Origin of the sequence: Nonomuraea sp. NPDC005692 (assembly GCF_040631115.1) — a bacterium.
In the GTDB taxonomy this organism is placed as follows: domain Bacteria; phylum Actinomycetota; class Actinomycetes; order Streptosporangiales; family Streptosporangiaceae; genus Nonomuraea.
The window spans coordinates 512,826-534,774 of the sequence record NZ_JBEXYU010000002.1 but is presented as its reverse complement, the minus strand read 5'-3'; the positions used below and the strand labels follow the sequence as shown (position 1 = coordinate 534,774).

General features: G+C 72.2%; 23 protein-coding genes and 1 pseudogene. 10 read left to right on the top strand and 14 right to left on the bottom strand.

The annotated features are described in order from the left end of the window. The first annotated feature begins 28 nt into the window (after positions 1–28). A complete protein-coding gene (locus ABZ459_RS07505; protein WP_357967125.1) occupies positions 29–397 on the top strand; it encodes a hypothetical protein in 369 nt (122 codons plus the stop codon). 19 nt (positions 398–416) lie between these two features. Here the strand turns inward: ABZ459_RS07505 and ABZ459_RS07500 are convergent. Together ABZ459_RS07500 and ABZ459_RS07495 are read right to left on the bottom strand one after the other, a co-directional pair. Beyond that, a pseudogene (locus ABZ459_RS07500) lies at positions 417–572 on the bottom strand (hypothetical protein); the annotation flags it as partial. A gap of 24 nt (positions 573–596) precedes the next feature. Then, on the bottom strand, positions 597–1,787 hold the full coding sequence (locus ABZ459_RS07495; protein WP_357967123.1) for an aromatic acid exporter family protein: 1,191 nt from the start codon (positions 1,785–1,787) through the stop codon (positions 597–599). A gap of 103 nt (positions 1,788–1,890) precedes the next feature. Between ABZ459_RS07495 and ABZ459_RS07490 the strand changes: the two genes are divergently transcribed. Continuing rightward, complete coding sequence (locus tag ABZ459_RS07490; RefSeq protein ID WP_357967120.1) at positions 1,891–2,487, top strand: alpha/beta family hydrolase; 597 nt, start codon at positions 1,891–1,893, stop codon at positions 2,485–2,487. Between the two features lie 19 nt (positions 2,488–2,506). Here the strand turns inward: ABZ459_RS07490 and ABZ459_RS07485 are convergent, their stop codons facing one another. From ABZ459_RS07485 to ABZ459_RS07470, 4 genes are all read right to left on the bottom strand, one after another. Then, on the bottom strand, positions 2,507–3,355 hold the full coding sequence (locus ABZ459_RS07485) for a PHP domain-containing protein (protein ID WP_357967117.1): 849 nt from the start codon (positions 3,353–3,355) through the stop codon (positions 2,507–2,509). Between the two features lie 17 nt (positions 3,356–3,372). Further along, positions 3,373–4,080 (bottom strand): zf-HC2 domain-containing protein, encoded by a 708-nt coding sequence (locus ABZ459_RS07480; RefSeq protein ID WP_357967115.1) that lies wholly within the window; start codon positions 4,078–4,080, stop codon positions 3,373–3,375. Beyond that, positions 4,077–4,571, bottom strand: a complete 495-nt coding sequence (locus ABZ459_RS07475) for a sigma-70 family RNA polymerase sigma factor (RefSeq protein WP_352355860.1) — start codon at positions 4,569–4,571, stop codon at positions 4,077–4,079. Before ABZ459_RS07475 ends, ABZ459_RS07480 begins: the two co-directional genes overlap by 4 nt. 174 nt (positions 4,572–4,745) lie before the next feature. Continuing rightward, a complete protein-coding gene (locus ABZ459_RS07470; protein WP_357967112.1) occupies positions 4,746–5,339 on the bottom strand; it encodes a hypothetical protein in 594 nt (197 codons plus the stop codon). A gap of 280 nt (positions 5,340–5,619) precedes the next feature. Here ABZ459_RS07470 and ABZ459_RS07465 point away from each other — a divergent pair, with 280 nt between their 5' ends. After that, complete coding sequence (locus tag ABZ459_RS07465) at positions 5,620–7,203, top strand: Coagulation factor 5/8 type domain-containing protein (RefSeq protein ID WP_357967109.1); 1,584 nt, start codon at positions 5,620–5,622, stop codon at positions 7,201–7,203. 18 nt (positions 7,204–7,221) lie between these two features. Here the strand turns inward: ABZ459_RS07465 and ABZ459_RS07460 are convergent, their stop codons facing one another. After that, positions 7,222–8,427, bottom strand: coding sequence for an MFS transporter (locus tag ABZ459_RS07460; protein ID WP_357967106.1), 1,206 nt, complete (start codon positions 8,425–8,427; stop codon positions 7,222–7,224). Positions 8,428–8,506: 79 nt separating this feature from the next. Between ABZ459_RS07460 and ABZ459_RS07455 the strand changes: the two genes are divergently transcribed. After that, positions 8,507–9,424 (top strand): LysR substrate-binding domain-containing protein, encoded by a 918-nt coding sequence (locus ABZ459_RS07455; protein WP_357967103.1) that lies wholly within the window; start codon positions 8,507–8,509, stop codon positions 9,422–9,424. Here the strand turns inward: ABZ459_RS07455 and ABZ459_RS07450 are convergent. Both ABZ459_RS07450 and ABZ459_RS07445 read right to left on the bottom strand, forming a co-directional pair. Continuing rightward, entirely contained in the window at positions 9,390–10,280 is an 891-nt protein-coding gene (locus ABZ459_RS07450; protein WP_357967101.1) for a hypothetical protein, read from the bottom strand. The genes ABZ459_RS07455 and ABZ459_RS07450 overlap by 35 nt on opposite strands. Before the next feature lie 57 nt (positions 10,281–10,337). Beyond that, a complete protein-coding gene (locus ABZ459_RS07445) occupies positions 10,338–11,609 on the bottom strand; it encodes an MFS transporter (RefSeq protein WP_357967098.1) in 1,272 nt (423 codons plus the stop codon). A gap of 54 nt (positions 11,610–11,663) precedes the next feature. Between ABZ459_RS07445 and ABZ459_RS07440 the strand changes: the two genes are divergently transcribed. Further along, the gene (locus ABZ459_RS07440; RefSeq protein WP_357967096.1) at positions 11,664–12,536 is read left to right on the top strand and encodes a winged helix-turn-helix transcriptional regulator; all 873 of its coding nucleotides are present in this window, start codon (positions 11,664–11,666) and stop codon (positions 12,534–12,536) included. Between the two features lie 26 nt (positions 12,537–12,562). Then, entirely contained in the window at positions 12,563–13,012 is a 450-nt protein-coding gene (locus ABZ459_RS07435) for a GNAT family N-acetyltransferase (protein ID WP_357967093.1), read from the top strand. A gap of 66 nt (positions 13,013–13,078) precedes the next feature. Here the strand turns inward: ABZ459_RS07435 and ABZ459_RS07430 are convergent, their stop codons facing one another. Genes ABZ459_RS07430 through ABZ459_RS07420 form a run of 3 tightly spaced genes read right to left on the bottom strand, consistent with a single transcriptional unit; the run spans position 13,079 to position 17,279 of the window. Further along, a complete protein-coding gene (locus ABZ459_RS07430) occupies positions 13,079–15,796 on the bottom strand; it encodes a tetratricopeptide repeat protein (protein WP_357967091.1) in 2,718 nt (905 codons plus the stop codon). Beyond that, on the bottom strand, positions 15,793–16,209 hold the full coding sequence (locus ABZ459_RS07425) for a hypothetical protein (protein WP_357967088.1): 417 nt from the start codon (positions 16,207–16,209) through the stop codon (positions 15,793–15,795). The genes ABZ459_RS07430 and ABZ459_RS07425 overlap by 4 nt, the downstream gene beginning before the upstream one ends. Beyond that, complete coding sequence (locus tag ABZ459_RS07420) at positions 16,170–17,279, bottom strand: WYL domain-containing protein (RefSeq protein WP_357967085.1); 1,110 nt, start codon at positions 17,277–17,279, stop codon at positions 16,170–16,172. The genes ABZ459_RS07425 and ABZ459_RS07420 overlap by 40 nt, the downstream gene beginning before the upstream one ends. Positions 17,280–17,371: 92 nt before the next feature. Between ABZ459_RS07420 and ABZ459_RS07415 the strand changes: the two genes are divergently transcribed. From ABZ459_RS07415 to ABZ459_RS07400, 4 genes are all read left to right on the top strand, one after another. Next, positions 17,372–17,785, top strand: coding sequence for a VOC family protein (locus tag ABZ459_RS07415; protein ID WP_357967082.1), 414 nt, complete (start codon positions 17,372–17,374; stop codon positions 17,783–17,785). Between the two features lie 5 nt (positions 17,786–17,790). Then, positions 17,791–18,159 (top strand): hypothetical protein, encoded by a 369-nt coding sequence (locus ABZ459_RS07410; protein WP_357967079.1) that lies wholly within the window; start codon positions 17,791–17,793, stop codon positions 18,157–18,159. A gap of 119 nt (positions 18,160–18,278) precedes the next feature. Then, positions 18,279–19,475, top strand: coding sequence for a hypothetical protein (locus ABZ459_RS07405; protein WP_357967077.1), 1,197 nt, complete (start codon positions 18,279–18,281; stop codon positions 19,473–19,475). A 105-nt stretch (positions 19,476–19,580) separates the two neighbouring features. Beyond that, entirely contained in the window at positions 19,581–20,387 is an 807-nt protein-coding gene (locus ABZ459_RS07400) for a CPBP family intramembrane glutamic endopeptidase (RefSeq protein WP_357967075.1), read from the top strand. 74 nt (positions 20,388–20,461) lie between these two features. Here ABZ459_RS07400 and ABZ459_RS07395 read toward each other — a convergent pair whose 3' ends face one another. Both ABZ459_RS07395 and ABZ459_RS07390 read right to left on the bottom strand, forming a co-directional pair. After that, a complete protein-coding gene (locus ABZ459_RS07395; protein ID WP_357967073.1) occupies positions 20,462–20,749 on the bottom strand; it encodes a hypothetical protein in 288 nt (95 codons plus the stop codon). Positions 20,750–20,871: 122 nt separating this feature from the next. Beyond that, a complete protein-coding gene (locus ABZ459_RS07390) occupies positions 20,872–21,813 on the bottom strand; it encodes a hypothetical protein (protein ID WP_357967072.1) in 942 nt (313 codons plus the stop codon). Between the last annotated feature and the right edge of the window lie 136 nt (positions 21,814–21,949).

Genomic DNA, 21,949 nt, shown 5'->3' with positions numbered 1-21,949 from the left:
ACCAGCCAACGACACGGAGGTGATCCGGATGCTCAAGAACCATATGCGTCGAGACCTGCAGTCACTCAAGCGACAGGCGCGCAGGGACCGGCGGGTCACGCTCGGCCTGCTGGCCGGGGTGCTGGCCGCCTGGAGCCGTCAGCTCTCGCCGGGTGACCCGCCGGCGGGGCCGGGGGTGCTGCTCGCCCTGTCCGTCGGGCTGCTCACCGCGTCGGGGGCGGCCTGGCTGATGGCGGCCTACTTCGCGGTACGGGCGGTCAGGCCGCGGTCCGAACCGGTGGAGGTGCTGGTCTGGGTGGCGCGGGTGAGCAGGAGCAAGGAGTGGGCGTTCTGCTCGCTGGCCGCGTACGTGGCCTGGCACCTGCTCCAGTTCGTCACCGCGCTGCTCCTGGCCTGAACGGGGGCGCGGCGGGCCGTCACCTTCGCGGTGGCGTCCCGCCGTCTTCGCGCCACGCGCCGACGGCCGCCCTGATCAGCGGCGCGTAGCCGGCCTCGACGTCGAGGCCGCTCTCCTCCAGGACCTCGCGGCGGACGACCTCGGCGGGGGTGTCGTCGGCCCGGTCGGGCCGGCCGCCGGGGAGGGCCCGCGGGCGGGGTCAGGGGAAGGCGGACCGATGGGGGCCGGTGTCGGGGTCGAACTCGTGGCGGATCCTGGCGCAGTCGTCGAGCAGGGCGCCGTACAGGGGCCACAGGGGGCCCTTGGGCGGGGACCCGGCCAGCTCGGCGGCCAGGTGGCGCTGCTGGTGCTCGCCCTCGCGCAGGGCCGCGCACAGGTCCGCCATGTCCCTGGACGCGGCCTTGCCCACCTGGATCAGGCCGAAGTCACGGAAGATGCGCGACAGCGCGCGCAGCTCGCCGGCCAGGGGTTCAGGCAGGTCGGCGGCCTTCTCGCCGGGCAGGCCGCGGGCGCCGGCGACCAGGTCCACCAGCCCGCGCGCGATGCTCCTGAGCTGGTGCCCGGCATGGTCGAGGCAGGTCGCGGCCTCGGCCGACTGGCGCAGGCGCCGGTCGTAGCGGCGGCGCCGGCGGAAGGTCAGGCGCAGGGACTCGGCCGCCTGGTCGGCGGTGTCCTTGGTCTCCTCCAGGCGCTGGGACAACTCGCGGGCGCGGTCGAGCCAGTCGCGGGCCATGTCCTCGGTCCAGTGGCCGCTCAGCCCGTCGGCCATGTCCTGGGCCAGGTCGGCCAGCTCGGACGACATGTCGCACAACTCCCTGGCGGCGTGCTCGACGAAGCGCGGCGGCAGGATGAGCAGGTTCGCCGCGATGCCGATGGCCGCGCCGAGCAGGACGTCGGCCAGGCGCGCGAAGCCGTACGTGCGGCCGAGCGAGAGCACCAGCAGGGCGGTGATCGGGATCTGCACGTTCTGGGCCGGCAGGTTGAGCAGCCGGGTCAGCACGAGCCCGGCCGCCACCAGCACGCCCAGCGTCAGCGCGTTGACGCCCATCAGCCAGATCAGCCCCGACGCCGCCGCCACCCCGACCACGACCGCCCCGACCTGCTGGAACCCGCGGACGACCGTGCTGTAGGCGGTCGCCGAGACCGTGAGCAGCACCCCGATCGGCACCAGCACCGGCAGCGGCACCTTCAGCGCGAACGTGGCGAGCCACCACCCGAACACGCAGGCCAGCGTCACCTTGACGGTCTGGGCGAACGCCTCCCGCTCGGCCCCCAGCCACCCCCGGAACCCCTGGGCGCGCAGGCGCGAGAGCCCGGCCGCCGCGCCCGAGACGATCCGCCCGAGCGGCGCGCCGGCGCTCTGCTGCTTGCGCCCCGGCTCTTTGTCCATACTCCCAGGTCAATGCCCATTCGAGTGGTGGATAGAGGTCGCCGTGCCTGGGTAGCGGCAAGGTTGTGGCGCAGCGGGGCAGCGCGCCCGTCGGAGGTGAAGCATGACCGGCGACCTGGTCGTCCCTGACGCCGCCCGGGGGGTGGTGGTGTTCGCGCACGGCAGCGGCAGCGGCCGGCACAGCCCGCGCAACCGGTACGTGGCCGAGGTGCTGAACAAGGCCGGCCTGGGGACGCTGCTGTTCGACCTGCTCACGCCCGAGGAGGAGGCCGACCGGGCCAACGTGTTCGACATCGGGCTGCTGGCCGGGCGACTGCTGGAGCGTACGGAGGAGCTGCGCGGGCACGAGGAGGCGGCGGGGCTGCCGATCGGCTACTTCGGCGCGAGCACGGGCGCGGCGGCGGCGCTGTGGGCGGCGGCCGAGCCGGACAACCGGATCGCGGCGATCGTCTCCCGCGGCGGACGGCCCGACCTGGCCGGGAAACGGCTGGCCGCGGTACGCGCGCCCACCCTGCTCATCGTCGGCGGCCGGGACCCGATCGTGATCGACCTGAACGAGGAGGCGCAGCGGCACCTGAGCGCCGAGCACCGCCTGACCGTCGTGCCCGGCGCCACCCACCTGTTCGAGGAGCCGGGCGCGCTGGAGAGCGTCGCCGAACACGCCCGCGACTGGTTCACCACCTACTTCAACGCGCCATGACCTGTTCCGCCGGCCTGCTTCAACGGGCCGTGACCGGTGCGGCGCCCTTCGCCTCGGCGAGCAGGTGCGCGTAGACCTCGGGGTCGGTGGTCTCGCAGCCCAGGCGGTGGCCGGTCAGCTCGCCGTGGTCGTCGCTCGACCCGGTCACCTCCAGGCCGAGCCCGGCGGCGAGACGGCGCAGGTGGGCGCGGGCCTCGTCGTCGTGGTCGAGGTGGTCGGCCTCCACACCGAACAGCCCGGCCGCGGCCAGCTCGGCGATCCACTCGTCGGGCACCGCCTCGCCGCGCCTGACCGCCTTCGGATGGGCCAGCACGGGCACCCCGCCGGCCGACCGCACCAGGCGGACCGCGCGTACGGGGTCGAGGGCGTAGCGGGTGACGTGCGCGCGGCCGCCCGTGCCGATCCACTCGGGCGTGAACGCCTCCTCGGGCGCGGCCACGGCCCCCGCGGCGACCATGGCACGGGCGATGTGCGGCCGTCCGACCGGGCTGTCGCCGGCCACCGCGGACACCTGCTCCCAGGTGATCGGCACGCCCAGCTCGACCAGCCGTTCGACGGTCAGCCTGCCGCGTTCCTCGCGGGCCCGGCGGATGCGTTCGCACTCGGCCAGCAGCTCGGGGTCGGCGGGGTCGAAGAGGTAGGCGAGCAGGTGGATGCTCTGCCCGGCCCGCCGGCACGACAGCTCCATGCCCGGCACCAGCGTCAGGCCCTCGGGCAGCGCCTCGACGGCCGCGCGGTGCCCGGCGACGGTGTCGTGGTCGGTCAGCGCGAGCACGTCGAGGCCGCGCTCGCGGGCGCGGCGCACCACGTCGGCCGGCGGCTGCGTGCCGTCGGAGGCGGTGCTGTGGCTGTGCAGGTCGATGCGCATCGCTCGATGGTAGGCGGTCACACCTGCACGGTCGCGAGGATGCGGCCGTCCAGGGTCTCGACGGTGAAGTGGTTGAGGTCGTCCTGGGTCAGGCTGGTGCCGCCGTGCAGCAGCAGGGGGTCGGGGGCGCCCGGGACGCCGTACCCCTTGTCGGGCACGCCCCAGCTCGCCACGGTCTCCGAGCGGCCGTCGTCGCCGAAGGCCACCAGCCGGCACTTCAGCGGCCCCTTGACGCCCTTGAGCTCCAGCGCCACATGGGTGCCCCAGCCCTTGTCCTCGACGCCCACCACGCCGGACACGCCGGTCGCGGGGTCGTTGACCGGGTAGGTGCGGCCGGTCATGAGCAGGGCTCGGGCGGGGCTGTGCACGCTGTCGGGGTTGGGGCCCGAGGTCGCCGCGTTGACGGCGAGGAAGACGCCGGTCGCGACGAGGAAGCACGCGGCGGCCGACATGAGCCCCCGGTGCAGGGTGCGGCGGCGGCGCTCCACGGCGGCCCGGCGCACCAGCAGCGACTCGACCGGGGAGTCCAGCGTGGACTCCGGCGGCCCGGCGCGCAGGTCGTCGGGATCGACGTCGCGCATCAGCTCCCCCATGGCCGCGAACGCGCCGACCTCGCCGGCGCAGCTCGGGCAGCCGTGCAGGTGGCGTTCGAAGGCGTTGCGCTCGTCGTCGTCCAGCAGGCCCAGCGCGTACGCAGCCACGTCCTCGTGGTGCACTTCGTTCACGGGAGCCCCACCCCCCTTTCCTCCAATGCGATGCGTAACGCCCGCATCGCGTAGTACACGCGGGACTTCACCGTGCCCACGGGCACGCCGATCGTCTCCGCGGCCTCCTGCAGTGTGCGATCGCGCAGGAAGGTCTCCGTGAGCACCTGGCGGTGCGCCGGCGACAACGACAGCATGGCGTCGGTCACCACGATCTCGCGCAGCAGGCGGTCGTCCTCGGCGGCCACGGCGTTCGCGCGTTCCGGGACCTCCTCCACGGTGTCGAGGGGGCGCGTGCCGGCCCGGCGCCGGTCGTCGATCACGACCCGGCGGGCCACGGTGGCCAGCCAGGGCATCAACGAGCCGTTGTCGGTCCGCAGGTCCCCGAGGTTGCGCCAGGCGCGTACCAGCGTCTCCTGGACGACGTCCTCCGCCCAGCGCCGGTCGCCGCCCGTCAGCCGCACGGCGAAGGCCATCAGCGGGGACCCGTATTCGCGGTACAGGGCCCGCACCATGGCCTCGTCGGTCACACGATGATTCACGCGGCGACTCCTCGCGCTGCGTACATCATGAAATGTCGCCCGGATAACTACTGATATTGAATTATTGCCCTAGTCACGGGCGAGGAACAAGATACGGGATTTGCATCAATCACCCCACCTGTTGTTTCAGCGATAAACAGCTGATCATTCACCCGATGACGCACGCCCGTGCCGGCCCGCCGCTCGCGGCCGTGCCTCCAGCCGTGCCTCAAGACGCGCCGGCTCGTGCGGACCGGCCCATGCCTCGGCCTCGCGCAGCAGGTCGCGCACCGAGGCGTGCCGGGCGGAGGCCGCGTGCCCGAGCAGGACGCGCACCAGCTCGATCGCCGTCGGCCGGGCTGCCGGGTCCGCCCGGCGGCACCGGTCGACCAGGCCGCGCAGCACGGGCGGCAACCGGTCGAGGTCCGCGCCGCCCCCGGTGTGCCCGGCGGCGGCGAAGACGATCACGTCGGCCCACTCGCGCACGTCGGCCGGCGGGAGGTCGCTGCTCCTCGGGCCGGGCGCGAACGACGCCTCGCCGAGCGGCCCGACCAGCACGTTGTGCGGCCCGAGCCGCAGCCCCGCGATCCCGGTCAGATGCAGCCTGGCCATGGTGGCGGCCGTGCCCAGCGCGAGCCGGTGCAGCGCCTCCCCCTCGTACGGCCCCGCCGCCGCGACCACGTCGGCCAGCGGCTCACCCATCCCCAGGTAGTCGCGCGGCCGAAGGGCCAGCCCGCCACCCCATCCCTGACTGTCCATCGCCGTCCTCCGGCTCGGTGGTCGTCGTCAGGGTGTACGCCGGTCCGCGCGGGCCGGGTTCAACGACTCCCATGCGGAAAACTCATGGAACGTCCGTGCGGAACTCGTGGCAGTGGCCGTTCGTGGACGCCCCTGCCGCCGGCCGCCTGGCCGACGACGTGGGCGTCTGACATTTCGGTCGCGGATTTAGATGAGATCAGCTCATGTTCGGTCTTGCCGGGACCCCTCCGGCGGTGGATGCTTGCGGCGACCCCGGTACCGCAGCCTGGGAGGTGGTCCCGTGTTCCACCGTCTCATCCGCCGGGCGGCCGCAGCCGTCCTTCTCCTGACCGGCGCGCTGGTCGCGCCGTCCGTCCCGACCGCCGCCGCGCACGCCGCCGCCGCCGTGAGCGGCTTCGTGGACGGCCACAGCCACCTGTTCTCGTACGAGACGTTCGGCGGCATGCTCATGTGCGGCAAGCCGTTCGACCCCGACGGCATCGAGGAGGCGCTGACCGACTGCCCCGACCACTACCCGAACGGCGAGCTGGCCTGGTACGAGAACTTCACCAGGACCGGCAAGGCCACCGGCACCCACGACCCGGTGGGCTGGCCCACCTTCCGCGACTGGCCGGCCCACGACTCGCTGACCCACCAGCAGGCGTACTACACCTGGGTCGAGCGCGCCTGGCGCGGCGGGCTCCGGGTGCTGGTGAACGACCTGGTGGCCAACCGGCAGCTGTGCGCGATCTACCCGCTGAAGAAGTACTCCTGCGACGAGATGACGTCCATCCGCCTGCAGGCACAGCGGGCCCGCGAGCTGCAGGACCACATCGACGCCGAGTCGGGCGGCCCCGGACGCGGCTGGTTCCGCATCGTCGACGACCCCGCCGAGGCCAGGAGCGTGGCCGCGGCCGGCAAGCTGGCCGTCGTCCTCGGGATCGAGACGTCGGAGCCGTTCGGCTGCCGGCAGATCTTCGGCATCCCGCAGTGCACGAAGTCCCAGATCGACCGGGGCCTGGACGAGATGTACGCGCTCGGCGTGCGCAGCATGTTCGTCTGCCACAAGTACGACAACGCGCTGTGCGGCGTGCGCTTCGACTCCGGCACCCAGGGCGCGATCGTCAACGTCGGCAACCTGCTGTCCACCGGCTCGTTCTGGCAGGCCCGCACCTGCACCGGCCCCGAGCACGACAACACCATCGACCCGGCCGGCGTGCTGCCCGACCAGATCGCGCGGCTGCTGCCGCCGGGCGTCTCGCTGCCGCTGTACCCGCCGGCGCCCCACTGCAACACCCGGGGGCTGACCTCGCTCGGCACGTACATGGTCCAGGGCCTGATCCGGCGCGGCATGATGGTGGAGATCGACCACATGAGCGTGAAGGCCGCGGCCCAGACGCTCGGCCTGCTGGAGGCGGCCCGCTACCCCGGCGTGATCTCCTCCCACAGCTGGGCCGACCCCGGCTTCTTCAGCCGGATCTACGCTCTCGGCGGCATGATCACCCAGTACGGCCACAACTCCACCGACTTCGTCGCGGAGTGGCGGCGCACCGCGCCGCTGCGGCAGCAGTACAACGTGGGATACGGCTACGGCCTGGACGTCAACGGCATGGGCCGCCTGCCCGCCCCGCGCGCGGGCAACGCCGCGAACCCGGTGACGTACCCGTTCACGTCCTTCGACGGGAGCGTGCGCCTCGACCGCCAGCGCACCGGGCAGCGGGTCTGGGACGTCAACGTCGACGGCGTGGCCAACTACGGCCTGGTCCCCGACTGGATCGAGGACATGCGCCTGCTCGCCGGTCAGGACATCGTCCGTGACCTGGCGAGCGGCGCGGAATCGTACCTGCGGACGTGGGAGGCGACCGCCGCGCGGCGACTGCCCTGAGGCGGGCGTCCCCGTCCTTCACGCGACCGGCTGGACGGACCGCGAGGTCCGCCGGCCGGCGGCGAGGTTGAGCAGCAGCGAGCCCGCGGTCAGCGCCACGCCGAACCACACGACGCTGGTCACCCCGACGTTGTCGGCGAACAGCCCGCCGAAGAGCGCGCCGAACGCGATCGAGGTGTTGTACGCCATCGTGTTGAGCGACATGGCCGCCTCGAAGGTCTCCGGCGCGGCGGCGAGCGTCATGTTGACCTGGGCGAGCTGCACCACCCCGAACGACAGCCCCCAGACGACCAGCGCCACGATCGCCCCCGTGGCGCTGTCGCCGATCGCGAGCAGCAGCAGCATGGCGGTCACGAGCCCAGCGGCGCCGACGACGAAGCTGCCCCGCAGGCTCCGGCTCACGGTGTGCCCGGCGACGAAGTTGCCGATCGCGCCGGCGACCCCGAACACCATCAGCACCCCAGTCACCAGCAGCGGCGAGGCGCCCGCGTTGGCCTCCATGAAGGGCCGGACGAAGGTGTAGGCCCCGAAGTGGCCGAGCACGAACAGCACCACCGTGAACAGCACCAGGCGCAGCGGCACGTTCCGCAGCGGGAGCCCGAACACCTCGCGGACCGAGACGGCGTTCGCCGACGGCAGCGACGGGATCGTGCCGGCGACCGCCAGGAACACCAGCGCGCTCAGCCCGCTCCAGATGAGGAACGTGGTGCGCCAGTCGGTGAGGCTCTCCAGGAAGGTGCCGAGCGGGATGCCGACCACGGTGGCGATCGAGATGCCGGACATCACGATGGCCGCGGCCCGGTTGGCGTGCCGCTCCTCGACCAGCCGCATCGCCATGCTCACGCCGATGGCCCAGAACACGCCGCTGGCGAAGCCCAGCAGGAGCCGCGTCGTCAGGATCACCGTGTAGCTCGGCGCGATGCCGGTCACCAGGTTGCCCACGGCCAGCACCGCCAGGAGGACCGACAACAGCACCCGCCGGTTGACCCGCCTCGACCACGCCACGATGAACGGCACGCCCAGCCCGGCCGACACGCCCTGCAACGTCACCATCAATCCGGCCGCGCCCACGGAGATGCCCAGGTCCTCGCTGAGCGGGGTCAGCAGCCCCACCGGCATCAACTCGGTCGTGAGGAAGACGAAAAGGCTGGCCGTGATCGCGGCGACCCCGGCCCACGCCCGGAAGGCGGAGCGTGTCGCCTGCGGAGAAAGAGTTTGCGTCATGGGCCAAGCCTGCCGAGACTCCATCGATGAGTCCAACACATAGTTTTCATCGCGATCGATCGTGCGGCACGATGGATCCATGGAGCTTCAACAGCTGCGGTACGTCCTCGCCGTCGCCGAGACCAGCAACTTCACCCGGGCCGCCGAGCGCTGCCGGGTCGTGCAGTCGGCGCTCAGCCACCAGATCGCCGCCCTGGAACGGGAGCTGGGCGCCCGGCTGTTCGAGCGCACCAGCCGCCGCGTACGGCTGACCACGGCCGGGGAGGCGTTCCTGCCCGCGGCCCGCGACTGCCTGGAGGCCGCCGACCGGGCGCGGACCGAGGTCGCCGCGGCCAGCGGGGAGATCCGCGGTCGGCTCGCCGTGGGCTCGATCCCCACGGTCTCCGCCGTGGACCTGCCGGTCGTGCTGAAGGAGTTCCGCCGCCGGCACCCGCGGGTGCGCATCACGCTGGTCTCCGCCGGCAGCGAAGACCTGATCGAACGCGTCCGGCGGGGCGAGACGGACGTCGCCTTCCTCGGCCTGCCGACCCGCGCGGAGCCGAAGGCCGTCCAGAGCCGCCCGCTGGCCAGGGGCGAGCTGGTCGCCGTCGTCGCGCCGGACCACCCTCTCGCGGGTGGCGAGAGCGACCTGCGCGGCCTCGCCGACGAGCCGTTCATCGACTTCCGCGCCGGTCACGCCGGGCGCATCCAGTCGGACGTGGCGTTCGCGGCGGCCGGCGTCCACCGCGAGGTCGCCTTCGAGGTCACCTCCGCCGAGTTCATGGTCGACCTGGTCCGGCACGGCCTCGGCGTGGGCCTGCTGCCCGCCGCGTACGCCCCCCGCTTCCCGAACCTCGGCCTCGTCCGCCTCCGCGACGCCCCGGCCCGGGTGGAGCACCTGATCTGGGGCGCCCACCCGTCCGCGGCGGCCGCGGCGTTCCTCGGCCTGATCGGCCCGCCGGCCGCGGGCGGCGAGAGCGGGGTCAGCCGCGCAGCAGCGGCTGGCCCGGGAGCTTGACCTTGGTCTTCATCAGGCTGGGCGCGCCGTTGCCGCCGATGTTGACGAAGTAGAGCGCCTTGCCGTCGAAGGCCAGGCTGGCCGGGCTGTCCAGCTTGTCGGTCAGCACCTCCACGCCGCCGCCGGTGCGGACGATGCTGAGGGTGTTGCCCGTGTAGCTCGGCACGTAGAGCTGTCCGCGCACGTCGAAGGCCACGCCGTCGGCGCCGGCCAGCTTGGCGTCCTTGACGTACACGGTCGGCACGCCCGCCTTGCCGCCCTTGCCGTACGGGATGCGGACGATCTGCCCTTCGTCCGACACGGCCACGTAGAACGCGCCCGAACGCCAGGCGATGCCGTTCGCGCCGGTGCCGTCCGAGCCGACCAGCAGGGACGACTTGGCCCAGACCGCCGCCTTGCCGTCGGCCACGCGGTAGACGACGCTGTTCGTGGTGTCGGTGACGTAGAGCGCGTGGTCGGGGCCGAAGGCGAGGCCGTTGGCGAAGCCGATCGGCAGCGCGGCGTAGAGCTTGGCCTCGCCGTAGGAGGTGATCCGCCAGATGCCGTTGGTGGCGGCCTCACCGGAGTTGAGCGCGGCGTAGACGTTGCCGCGGCGGTCGGTGGCCAGGCCGTTCAGCTTGCCTTCGCCGATGGGCAGGGCGGCCAGCAGGCTGTCGGTGCCGGTGCTGTCGACCTTCCTGATCTCGCCCTTGGTCAGCAGGCCGACGTAGATCGTGCCGTCCGGCGCGACGGTGACGCCCTCGGTGAGGTCGCCGTACGGCTGCACGACGATCGGGCGCAGTGCGGCGGCCTGGGCCGGCGTGGCGACCAGCGTCAGCAGCGCGACGGTGGAGAGGAAGAGGGGGATGCGCTTCATGGCTGTGATCCTGTCGCCGCAAGATCGCCATGACGTCACCGCCACTTCCGCGAATCATCATGCGATCGGGACACCATGCGAGCCGGGGGTCTCCTCGCTCCCCTGATGGTCGGTGAGGTCGCGCAGGCGCCGGATCGGTGAGGCCAGCAGGACCAGCGGCACGCAGACGGCCGCGACGACGAAGATCAACAGGGTCGCCCGGGCGCCGAGCAGCCCGGCGATCACCCCGGCCAGCAACCCGCCGACCGGGATCGCGCCCCAGGAGACGAAGCGGACCGTGGCCATCACCCGGGACAGCAGCTCGGGCGGGCTGGCGAGCTGCCGGTACGTTCGGGTCACCACGCTGAGCACCACGACGCCGGCGGCGAACACCACGTTGCCGACGGCGAACGCGGCGAAGCCCTGCCAGCCGTGGCCGAGAGGGATGACGAGCGCCCCGGCCACCGCGACGAAGCCCGCGCCGACCAGCGTACGGGCGGTGCCGAACCTGGCCGTGAGCCGGCTCGTCGACGCCGCGCCGATCAGCGTGCCGACGCCCTCCACCGCCAGCAGCAGGCCGACGAGGCCAGGCTCGGCGTGCAGCTCGCGTACCAGGTAGAGCGCGTATAGCGCGTGCTGCGCCCCGCAGACCGTGTTCACCGCGGTGGCGGCCCACATGCACGGACCCATGACCGGGTGACGCGCGACGAACCGCCAGCCTTCGCGGATCATGTCGCGCATCGGCGGCCAGCGGTCGGGGGTCTCGGGGCGGCGTTCGGGCAGGGTCCGCAGCAGCAGGGCCGAGACGAGGTAGCTGACCGCGTCCACGAGGAGAGTGGGCACCGCCCCGAGCACCTGGACGACGAGACCGCCGACCGACGGCCCGCCGAGCTGGGTGGTGGCGTGGGTGCCGGAGGTCAGGCTGTTGCGGGACTGCAGCTGCTCCTTGCTCACGATCGACGGCAGGAAGGTCGAGTTGGCGACGTCGAAGAGCACGTTCGCGAAGCTGATCACGAGGGCCACGATCACCAGCTGGGCGATGGTCAGCTCGTCCAGCCACCAGGCCAGCGGGATGGAGACGACCGCCGCCGCGCGCGCCAGGTCGGCGACGACCTGCACCCTTCGCATCGGGAGCCGCTGCACGATCACCCCGGCGGGCAGGCCGATCACGATCCAGGCGACGTAACCGGCGGCGGCGATCAGGCCCATCTCGAACGCGGAGGCGTCGAGCACCGTCAGGGCCGTCAGCGGTAACGCCACCGCGCCGACCGCCGAGCCGACCGCGCTGGTCGTGCCGGCCGTCCACCACCGCCAGAAGACCGCCGCCCCACCTCCGCTGTCGAACCCCATCCCCGCGCTCCTCACCTAGTAAGTTCCAATCTGGAACGCACTATACTGGAGTACGTGAAGCGCGCCGATCTCCCCGACTCCGACTGCGGCATCGCGCAAGCGCTCGGCGTGATCGGCGACTGGTGGACGTTCCTGGTGGTGCGCGACATCGCGGGCGGCACCACCCGCTTCGACGGCCTGCAGCGCGAGCTCGGCGTCAGCCGCCGGGCCCTGGCCGAACGCCTGGCCAACCTGGTCGAACACGGCGTGCTCGAACGGCGGCCCTACTCCACCCGCCCCCCGCGCCACGACTACGTGCTGACGGCGAAGGGCGAAGGTCTGCTGCCGGCGCTCATCGCCCTCCAGGACTGGGGCGTAAGGCACGTGATGGGCGACGGCGCCCTGACCGCGACCAGCGAGAACGGCTCCGCCGAGAGCCGCCGCGTGCACGAGCTGGTCGGCCGGAAGCTCCCCGACGTCGTGCTGGAACGACATGACGGCGAGCTGGTCGCGCCCAACGCGCCGGGCGTCTGGACGGTGCTCTACTTCTTCCCCGGCGCGTTCGCCCCGGGCGCCCAGGACTACCCGCCCGGCTGGGGCGACATCCCGGGGACGAGAGGTTGCACCCTGGAGGCTCTCACCTACGCGTCACGGTTCGCCGACTTCGAGGCGGCGGGCGCCACGATCCGAGGCGTGAGCACCCAGCGCCCCGACCAGCTGGCCGCGTTCGTCACGCACGCGAAACTGCCCTTTCCCCTGTTGTCCGACCAGAACGACAGACTCGCCGCCGGGCTGCTGCTGCCGACCTTCCGCACGGCCGGCGTCGACCGCTTCAAGCGGCTCACCCTGCTGGTCGACCCCGGCGCGGTCGTCCGGGCCGTGCAGTTCCCGATCACCGATCCGGCCGGCTCGGTGGACGAGATGCTCGCCCTCGTCCGCGACCGCTGACCGTCGGCCTACGGCAGGATGGCGCCATGCTGGAGATCAACTTACTGACCGAACCCGACCGCGCCCGCTGGGAAGTGCTGGCCCGCGGTCAGGACGCCTACTTCGGCACCGAACGCGACGACGACGCCTACGAACGGACCTGGCGGCGCCTGATCGACGACGAGCAGACCCGCGGGATCACCGCCCGCCTGGACGGCGAGATGGTGGGCATCGCGCACTACCTGTTCCACGCCAGCGTCTGGTACGCCGGGAGGTGCTACATGGCGGACCTGTTCGTGGACGCCGAGTACCGGCGGCGGGGCATCGCGACGGCGATGATCGAGTGGGTGGCCCGCGACGCCAAGGACCACGGCTACCCGAGCCTCTACTGGAACACCCTGGAAGACGCCCAGGCCCGCGCACTGTACGACAAGCTGGGCAGATTCCACGAAGGACTCATCCTCTACACCTACCGCCGCGACACGTCCCAGAAGTAGCCGGCAACGCCCTCACCGCTTCCGGGCCGAGCAGAACCTGTCTCCGGTGACGATCGGCGGGGGCGGTCACCGGATCGCGTCCAGGTTGGCCCGCACCACCCGCGTCGTAGGGTGGTCGGGGCCCAGCACCCGCTCACAGTCGGCCAGCGTCCTCTCGTACAGCACGATGGCCCGGTCCGGATCTCCCGCCGACCTGTAGGCGTAGGCGAGGTTGTTGCGGGAGGTCAGGGTGTCGGGGTGGTCCGCGCTCAGCACCCGCTCCCGGTCGGCCAGCGTCGCCTCGTACAGCAGGATGGCCCGGTCCGGATCCCCCGCCGACTCATAGGCACCGGCCAGATTGTTGCGGGAGGTCAGGGTGTCGGGGTGGTCGGCGCCCAGCACCCGCCCGCGGTCGGCCAGCGTGCGCTCGTACAGGGGGATGGCCCGATCCAGATCCCCTGCCGACTCATAGGCGTAGGCGAGATTGTTGCGGGAGGTCAGGGTGGAGGGGTGATCGACGCCCAGCACCCGCTCGGAGTCGGCCAGCGTCGCCTCGTACAAGGCGATGGCCCGGCCCAGATCCCCCGCCGACTCATGAGCGGTGGCCAGGTTGTTGCGGGAGGACAACGTCTGTGGATGGTCCGTGCCCAGCACCCGCTCCCGATCGGCCAGCGTCGCCTCGTACAAGGGGACGGCCCGGCCGAGATCCCCCGCCGACTTGTAGGCGTAGGCCAGGTTGTTGCGGGAGGTCAGGGTGGAGGGGTGATCGACGCCCAGCACCCGCTCGGAGTCGGCCAGCGTCGCCTCGTACAAGGCGATGGCCCGGCCCAGATCCCCCGCCGACCGGTAGGCGCCGGCCAGGTTGTTGCGCGAGGCCAGGGTGAAGGGGTGATCGACGCCCAGCACCCGCCCGCGGTCGGCCAGCGTCGCCTCGTACAGGGCGATGGCCCGATCCAGATCCCCCGCCGACTCATAGGCGTAGGCGAGGTTGTTACGGGAGGTCAGGGTGGAGGGATGATCGACGCCCAGCACCCGCTCCCGGTCGGCCAGCGTGCGCTCGTACAGGGGGACGGCCCGATCCAGATTCCCCGCCGACTCATAAGCGCTGGCCAGGTTGTTACGGATGATCAGGGTGGAGGGGTGATCGGCGCCCAGCACCCGCTCGGAGTCGGCCAGCGTCGCCTCGTACAGGGGGACGGCCCGATCCAGATCGCCCACCGACTCATAAGCGGTGGCCAGGTTGTTACGGAAAATCAGGGTGGAAGGGTGGTCGGCACCCCGCTCCCGCTCATACGTCGTACCTGCCCGGGTGTAGAAGCCGATCGCGCTCCTGATGCCGCCCTGGTCCTTCAGGAAGAGACCGGTCTCGTTGAGCAGGTGGGCGGTGACGGTGGAATCGGTGTGCGGAGGGGCGTGGCCGGCCAACGCGGTGATGTGCGGCAGCAGCGCCCGCCAGAGCGGCCAGCCTTCTGGATCCCACGGCGGTTCGGGAACGGCGTCGTCGAGCAGGTAGGTGGCCTGCTCCCGGGCGGCGTCGACGGCGGCCGGCCGACGATGCGGATCGCCCGGCCGCGGGGCGTCACCATGGTCAGCGGTGCGAGCAACGGCCTGGACCAGCCGGTGCACGGTGACCGCCACGGCGTCGAGGACGATCATGTTGTAGGCGGCCAGCTCGCCCAGCGCGTGCTGCACCTGCGACGGTTCGGTGTCCAGACCGCCGAGCAGGGTGCGGGGGATGGGTTCGGCGCCGTACCAGGCCAGGATGCGCAGCAGATCCCCGGCGAGCGGGGTGTCGGCCAGCTGGTCGAGGGTGAGCCGCCAGACGCGTGCGATGGTGCGCTCGGCGTCCGCCCCGCGGGCGGACCGGTCGTACATCACCGCCGGCTGATCTCGGAGCAGGCTCAGGTAGGCGCGCGGACTCAGCCGGGTCTGGTGCAGATACGCGCCCGCCTGTTCGATCGCCAGCGGCAGGTACCCGAGCTCGCGCACCAGCTCGGCCGCCCCGTCCAGCCCCTCGGGCAGGTTCTCCTCGTCAAGGGCGACCTGTACGACCTCTCGCGGAATGTCAGGGGCGGCGAGCCGGGCCAGCAGCTCGATCGCCTCGCGCTCGCCCAGTACGTCCAGGCGCAGCACGTGCGCGTCCAGGTGGTGCCAGCCCTCGCCCAGCCTGCTGGTCACCAGCACCTGGCCGGCCGGCGTCCGCTCCAGCAGCGGCCGCACATCGGCGGGGTCGACGACGTTGTCCAGCACCAGCAGCCACCCGTCATGGGCGGCCAGCCACGCTGTGGCCCGCTCGGCCAACGCTTCCAGCCGTAAGGTCGTGGCGGCCAGTTCCGGCTGCAACGCCGTTGCCAGGGCCGCCAGGCCCGTCTCCACCGCGGGGCCCGAATCGGCGGTGATCCACCACACCGGATTCAGCCCTCCACCGGCCTGGGGCTCCTGCCCGGCCTCGGGGCGCCGGGTGGCCTGCGCGAGCGCGTAGTGGGCGGCCAGCGTGGACTTGCCGACCCCGCCCAGCCCGTGCACCGCGGCCACCACCACCTCACCTCCGCCGCGCAACGCCGCCTCCAGCCGTGCCAGCTCATCGCCGCGCCCGACGAAGGTGCGCGTGTGCCGGGGCAGGTTCACCAGCCGGGGCGGCGCGGCCACCTCGGCGACCGGCCGCAGCACCGCCTCGGGCAGCACCGTCTCGTTGATGAACTGGTCACGCGCGGCCTGGTACGCGTGGCCGTGCCCGGACGCGGTGGCCTCCAGCCGAAGGTGCGGCTGCGCGGGCTCTTCCGGCCGGGCCGGGGACGAGGTCACCGCTCGTTGATGGTCTGGTCGCGGCCGGCCTGGTAGACGCGCCCGTGACCGCCGGCCTTCGCCTTCATCACCAGCGAGCCGATCCGCTCCGAACCGGCGGGCTCCGCCGCCGGGGTCAGCACCTCGTCCAGCACCCGCCGCAACTCGCCCGCCAGCGACGGGTCGGCGCGCAGCAGCTGCTGCAACCGGATCTGCCAGGCGCCGGCCAGCGCCCGCTCGGTGTCGGCATCGCCTTCCCCGCGTGCCTGGAGAACCTGCTCGCGCACCTCGACCAGCTCCGCCTCGACGACTTCGGCCTGCTCGGGGCGAACCTTCCGCCACAACGCCACCGCGCCGTCGCGAGCCGACTGCCAGGCGTCGGTGGCCAGGGCCGTCACCAGAGCCGTGCCGGCGGCCAGAACGATCGGGTCCACGCGGATCCCCTCCCAAGGTCGACGTACCGGATCCTCACCGTAGGACCAGCCGCAGCCGGTCGCCAGCCGCACGCCGATCCCGAGCCGGCAGAGGGGCTCTTCCCCTGGGCAGGGAGGGGAGGAACCGGGTTCCGGCCGCCGTCGTCCAGGGGGCCGTACAGTGCTGTGACCTGGGTGGCCAGCTTCGTCAGCTCCTTCTGGACGGACTCCGGGCCCTCCACGACGACGAGGTCGCCCCAACCAGCGAGCTGGCGGGCGATGTCCAGCGCGGTCGGCGCGGTGAGCGTGACGCGCACCCGCTCCCCGTGGGAGATCACCTCGCAGTGCCGGCCGAAGCGGTCGCGCAGGACGCGCAGGTAGCGGGCCTCGATGGTCGCGGTGGCCGTGGTCGTCGCGCGCCTGGCCTCCATCGCGGTGACGACCTCGTCCCAGGCCGTCGCGAGGTCGAAGTCGGGCGGACGCTCGGCCGGCTCCTCGGTGACCTCGGCGTCGGTGACCCGGTCGACGCGGAAGGTCCGCTGCCCGTCGGGGGTGCCGGCGATCAGGTACCAGGTGTCGTCCTTGTCGACGAGGCCGTACGGTGCGACGACGCGCTCCCGTCCGGAGTAGGTGAGGCGGACCTTCCGGCGCCGGACCACCGCGTCCTCCAGCAGGTTGACGAGCGCGGGCCGGGTACGGCGGTGCTCGCCCCAGCGGGCCGGATCGACCACGACGGCGTCCGCCGCCGCCTCGGCCTCCTGCCGGAACGTCGAGGGCAGGGCGCGTACGAGCTTGCGCAGCGCGGCCTTGGCCTCCGGCGCGATCGCCGCGGCCGGGCCGAGCAGCAGGAACAGCGCCCTGGCCTCGGAGGCCTTGAGCCCGGACAGGTCGGTGCGGGCGCCGCCGAGCAGGGCCCACCCGCCACCGCGCCCGGCCTGCGGGTAGACGGGGATGCCCGCCGCCGACAGGGCCTCCAGGTCCCGGCGTGCCGTGGCGACCGAGACCTCCATCTCGGCGGCGATGTCCGCCGCCGTCACCCGTCCGCGCGACTGCATCAGCAGCAGGACGGCCACCAGTCGATCCGCTCTCATGCCTTCGACGATGCCAGAAAAAGTGCTCATTCGATGAGCACTTTGCCTGGAAGTATCGATCTCACAAGCCACCGCACGAAAGGCCCCAGGACATGCTCCGCGGACTCACCACCATCAGCTTCTACGCCCACGACGTCGCAGCCGCCCGCGACTGGTACGCCGACCTGCTCGCCATCCCCGCCTACTTCCAGCGCCCCGAACAGGGCGACCCCGTCTACGTGGAGTTCCGCGTCGGCGACTACCAGCACGAACTCGGCATCATCGACGCCCGGTTCGCCCCCGACGGCTGGAGCGCCGAGGACCGCGGGGCGATCGCCTACTGGGCCGTCGACGACCTGGAGGCGACCTGGGAACGACTGCTGAAGATGGGCGCCACCCCGTTCGACGAGCCCACCGAACGCGGCCCCGGCTTCACCACCGCCTCGGTCCGCGACCCCTTCGGCAACATCCTCGGCATCATGATCAACCACCACTACATGAACGTGCTCGCGAGCCGGAAGGGCTGACCACGATGACCGACGACGCCCTGATCCTGCACGACGCCGCGGCCTGGAAGTCCTGGCTCACCGAGCACCACGCGACCGCCACCGACGTCTGGCTGCTGATCGCCAAGAAGAACAGCGCCGCGACCACCGTCACCCTCGACCAGGCCCTGGACGAAGCGCTGTGCCACGGCTGGATCGACAGCCACCGCAGGGCCTTCGACCGCGACTACTACCTCCAGCGCTACTCGCCGCGCACCCGCCGGAGCCCCTGGTCCGGCATCAACGTCGCCAAGGCCGAGGCGCTGACGGCCGCCGGCCGGATGCGCCCGGCGGGCCACGCCGCGATCGAGACCGCCAAGAGCACCGGCCGCTGGCCCGCGAGCCTGTCCGCCTGAACGATGTGAACCACCTTCGGTCACAACGAATCCCACAACGTATGGAGAAGCGGTCACGAACCCAGACACGAGACAGGGAGAGCAAAGTGCGGCGGTTGGCCCCATTAGCCGGTGTCCTCTTGCTCGCGGCATGCGCGACGGGCAGGCCCGCGCCACCGGCGTCCACGGCCGCCCCGGCGACCACCGCGTCCTCCAAGCTGGACGTGCTGACCGACCGGCTGGGACCGCCGCTGACGACCAACACCGGCACCTGCCCGTCCCCCGGCAGGAACGTCGACCAGCTGCGCCCCGCCACGCTGCCCCGCTCGACCTGGCGACTGGCCTGGACGGAGGCGGAGGAGGGACAGCTCGCCGAGGCGACGGTCACCCCGGACGGCGCGCTCTGGGCTCTCCGCGGGAGCGGCCGCACCCAGTGGCCGGCGCAGTGGACCGGTTCGTCCTGGAAGCAGCTCCCCGCGCTCCCGCTCGGCGAGGACCTTCTGGTCCGGCTGGGAGCCGCGTCGGCCGACAGAGCCTGGGTGATCGTCGAGAGCGCGGCGGCGACCTACGTCCTGTCCACCTGGGACGGCCGCGCCTGGCGAAGCGAGCAGGTGGACCTGGGCGTGCAGGCCGTCAGCGGCGAGGAGCTGGCGGCGCAGGGGGCCTGGGTGCTGCTCGGCGACCGCTCGATGCGCTGGAGCGGTACGGCCTGGCAGACCGCGCCCCTGCACTCCTACAGCTACAAGCTGTCGGGCAGCACCGACGAGCCGTGGGTGATCGCCTCTTCCGACCCGGACGCGGAGCAGGCGCGGATCCAGCTGTCGAGATGGACGGACCGGGGCTGGCAGGCCGTCCCCTTGCCTGACGGGATGCTCCTGCCTCCGGGCACCGAGGCCGTCCACCCGGACAAGCCCTGGACGCGGATCGCGGGTGTGGCGCGGACCGGGCCGGCGGAGTTCTGGGTCGCGGGCACGTACAGCTGGGGCGAGCACGAACCCGTGGACCAGGAGGACGTCACGATCTCCAGGAGCGTGGTGATGCGCAACGCCGCCGGCCGGTGGAGCTGCTGGTGGGGCCCGGTCGGCGACCAGTCGGACCCGTTCGTGGACATGGTGCCCGACGGACGGGGCGGACTGTGGGCGGCCACGGGCTCCGGCATGTTGTGGCACCTGTCGGACGGACGCTGGACCCGCGAGCGGGCACCCGTCGACCAGGGGGTGCCGGAGATCACGGACCTGGCCGCCTCGCCGGGCGGCGAGATCTACGCACTCGGCGGCATCGGCTCCGAGCAGTGGGCCCAGGACGCCAGGCCCGCGTTGTGGCTGCTCGAACCATGAGCTCATTCCCCGCCGCCCCCTCGTGACGTGCGCCTTTCACGGGGCTCGAAGCCGTGTCAGAACGATGTCAGGGCCGTGTCGGGTCGCCCGGCCACGATTGCCGACATGGACACAGCAACGCGGCCCCCGGCCGGCACCCACCCGACAGGCTTCGTCGCGAAGCTCCTCGCGGACCGTCACTCCGTCCCGCTCTCCATCGCACTGCACCTGGTGCCCGGCGCGGCCATCGTCGCCGTGTACACGTTCGTCGCCGCCCCGCTGGTACGGGCGATGGAGGCGCCGATCTTCGCGGCCTGGGCCCTCGCCCTCGCGATCGTGCTCTTCCCGCTCCAGCTGTTCCTGCTGTGGCTGGGCAAGAAGCAGACCGGCCACTTCACGATGAAGGGCGTCGTCCGCTACCGCGACAAGCCGCTCTCGCGCGGCAAGGTCATGTGGCTCGGGGGCGCGTGCCTGGTGTGGATGACCGTGGTCTCGCTCTCGCTGACCCCGCTGGACAACCTCGTCTACGACTGGTTCTTCACCTGGGTGGACTACCAGGGCGCCGGCCCCTCCGGCACCACCTACCTCCAGGGCTACCCGCAGGCGGTCGTGCTCACCACGCTGCTCGTCTGCGGGCCGTTCACCGGTTTCACCCTGCCGCTGATCGAGGAGTACTACTTCCGCGGCTTCCTGCTGCCCCGCCTGCCGCAGCTCGGCAAGTGGGCCCCGATCTTCAACACCCTCCTGTTCTCCGTGTACCACTTCTGGGCCCCCTGGACCGTCCTGTCGAAGCTCGTCTTCCTCTACCCCGGCGTCTGGCTCGCCTGGAAGAAGCAGGACATCCGTATCTCGATCACCATGCACCCCGGCACGACGCTCCTGATGACCGTCGTCGGCATCGTCGCCCTCGCCTCCGGCGCCGCCTCGTTGTGAGACGCCCCCTTCCCCGGAACGACGACGGCCACGACCCCGCACAACACCGCGGGGTCGTGGCCGGACGATTTTCCCTACCGGATGGACACGCTGGTGCCGACGATCTCCTGGCCCTCGTTCGGCTGCACCACCCCGGTCACCGGCCCCTGGCAGCCCGGCCGGAGGAACACGATGGCCACCTCGTCGGTCCGGTTGTAGACGAAGGGGTTCGCGCTGTCGGAGGTGTAGCAGCCGCTGGGGTCGTCGTACTGTGCCCGGTTGATGTAGAGGGTGCCGGTCGCGGCCGAGGCGGGGGTCGCCAGGCTCAGGACGAGTGCGGCGGCGGTGGCGAGGCCGGTCAGACTGGTCGTGGTACGGAGCATGAGCGCGTTCCTGTCCCTTGAGGTACGGCGCCGTGGCGCCGGCGTCCTCGCCCATCATTCACGCAGCGCAGTCGTTCAACTACTATCCGTGACGACAGTGATCGGTGGCGCCCGGCGAGCGGCTACGCGGGACGCAGCAGTTCCTCGCGCCTGGTCAGCAGCCGCGACTGCTCGGACAGCAACTGGACCCGCCGCCCCCTCAGGTGCGCCCTGGTCTCGCGCACCCACTGCGCCAGCTTCTGCACCTCGGCCCTGGTCTTCTCGATGCGCTGATGCTTGAGCACGTCGCTGATGATGTTGTCGAAGAAGGCGTCCACGAACCACCGCGTGTCCACCTTGGGCATCACCGGCCGGGCCGCGATCCCGGTGTCGGCCAACTCGCGGGAGAAGACGTCCAGGGCCCGCTGGGCGTGCCAGGCGGCCTTGTCGGCGCTGGTCAGCCTGTCGTGCTCGAAGGCGTCGGCGATCAGGCCGCCGCCGAACACGTCGAAGGTGGAGGCCGTCCTGGCGGAGCCGAGCAGGCGCAGCACGACGGCGAGCGCGTCGTGCGCGCCCTGCCCCGCCTGGTGGGCCTCGTCGCACTCGCGCAGCTCGGCGCTCAGCCGGTCGAGCGCGGCGCCGAGGTCGGCCAGCTCCCGCGCACACGGGTCGCCGCTCCGGATGAGCTGCTGCTCCTTCTCGACCAGCAGCCGCGCGTACTCGCGGGAGGCGGGGTCGAGCACCTCCAGCTCGGCGTCGGCCGCCGCGACATCGGCTTCGAGCTGCGCGAGCCGGGCGCGGTGACCGTCCACGCGTTCCCTGGCCACCACCACCTCGGCGCGCTCGCGCGCCAGCCGCTCCTCCCGGTTGCCCAGCATGCGGGACAGGACGGCGGACAGCCCGCCCTCCAGCCGGGCGACGTCGCGCTCCTCGTCGGCCAGCTCGGACTCCAGGCCCTGCAGGGTGTCGCGGACGTCCACGATCTGCTGCGCGGCGTTCTTGCGCAGGCGCCGGACATGCTCGGCACGGTGCATCCGGGCGGACGCCTCGCGCAGCCGTTCGTCAAGTTCCGGGGAGAGGGTCACGCAATGACGACGAACGGGCCGGACCAGACGTTCCTCAGGCCCCGTCCGGCTCCCAAAGATCAACACAGACCCCCGAAGCTCCTCCCGAGCAGCCAGAGAGCCGGAACCCCACCGGCTTGACCTTGACGCGACGTCA

What these genes read in the sequence shown, in the direction of transcription:
- ABZ459_RS07505 (WP_357967125.1), top strand. Translation starts at nt 29, where the DNA reads ATGCTCAAGAACCATATGCGTCGAGACCTGCAGTCACTCAAGCGACAG.
- ABZ459_RS07495 (WP_357967123.1), bottom strand. Translation starts at nt 1,787, where the DNA reads ATGGACAAAGAGCCGGGGCGCAAGCAGCAGAGCGCCGGCGCGCCGCTC.
- ABZ459_RS07490 (WP_357967120.1), top strand. Translation starts at nt 1,891, where the DNA reads ATGACCGGCGACCTGGTCGTCCCTGACGCCGCCCGGGGGGTGGTGGTG.
- ABZ459_RS07485 (WP_357967117.1), bottom strand. Translation starts at nt 3,355, where the DNA reads ATGCGCATCGACCTGCACAGCCACAGCACCGCCTCCGACGGCACGCAG.
- ABZ459_RS07470 (WP_357967112.1), bottom strand. Translation starts at nt 5,339, where the DNA reads ATGGACAGTCAGGGATGGGGTGGCGGGCTGGCCCTTCGGCCGCGCGAC.
- ABZ459_RS07460 (WP_357967106.1), bottom strand. Translation starts at nt 8,427, where the DNA reads ATGACGCAAACTCTTTCTCCGCAGGCGACACGCTCCGCCTTCCGGGCG.
- ABZ459_RS07455 (WP_357967103.1), top strand. Translation starts at nt 8,507, where the DNA reads ATGGAGCTTCAACAGCTGCGGTACGTCCTCGCCGTCGCCGAGACCAGC.
- ABZ459_RS07450 (WP_357967101.1), bottom strand. Translation starts at nt 10,280, where the DNA reads ATGAAGCGCATCCCCCTCTTCCTCTCCACCGTCGCGCTGCTGACGCTG.
- ABZ459_RS07445 (WP_357967098.1), bottom strand. Translation starts at nt 11,609, where the DNA reads ATGGGGTTCGACAGCGGAGGTGGGGCGGCGGTCTTCTGGCGGTGGTGG.
- ABZ459_RS07435 (WP_357967093.1), top strand. Translation starts at nt 12,563, where the DNA reads ATGCTGGAGATCAACTTACTGACCGAACCCGACCGCGCCCGCTGGGAA.
- ABZ459_RS07420 (WP_357967085.1), bottom strand. Translation starts at nt 17,279, where the DNA reads ATGAGAGCGGATCGACTGGTGGCCGTCCTGCTGCTGATGCAGTCGCGC.
- ABZ459_RS07415 (WP_357967082.1), top strand. Translation starts at nt 17,372, where the DNA reads ATGCTCCGCGGACTCACCACCATCAGCTTCTACGCCCACGACGTCGCA.
- ABZ459_RS07410 (WP_357967079.1), top strand. Translation starts at nt 17,791, where the DNA reads ATGACCGACGACGCCCTGATCCTGCACGACGCCGCGGCCTGGAAGTCC.
- ABZ459_RS07400 (WP_357967075.1), top strand. Translation starts at nt 19,581, where the DNA reads ATGGACACAGCAACGCGGCCCCCGGCCGGCACCCACCCGACAGGCTTC.
- ABZ459_RS07395 (WP_357967073.1), bottom strand. Translation starts at nt 20,749, where the DNA reads ATGCTCCGTACCACGACCAGTCTGACCGGCCTCGCCACCGCCGCCGCA.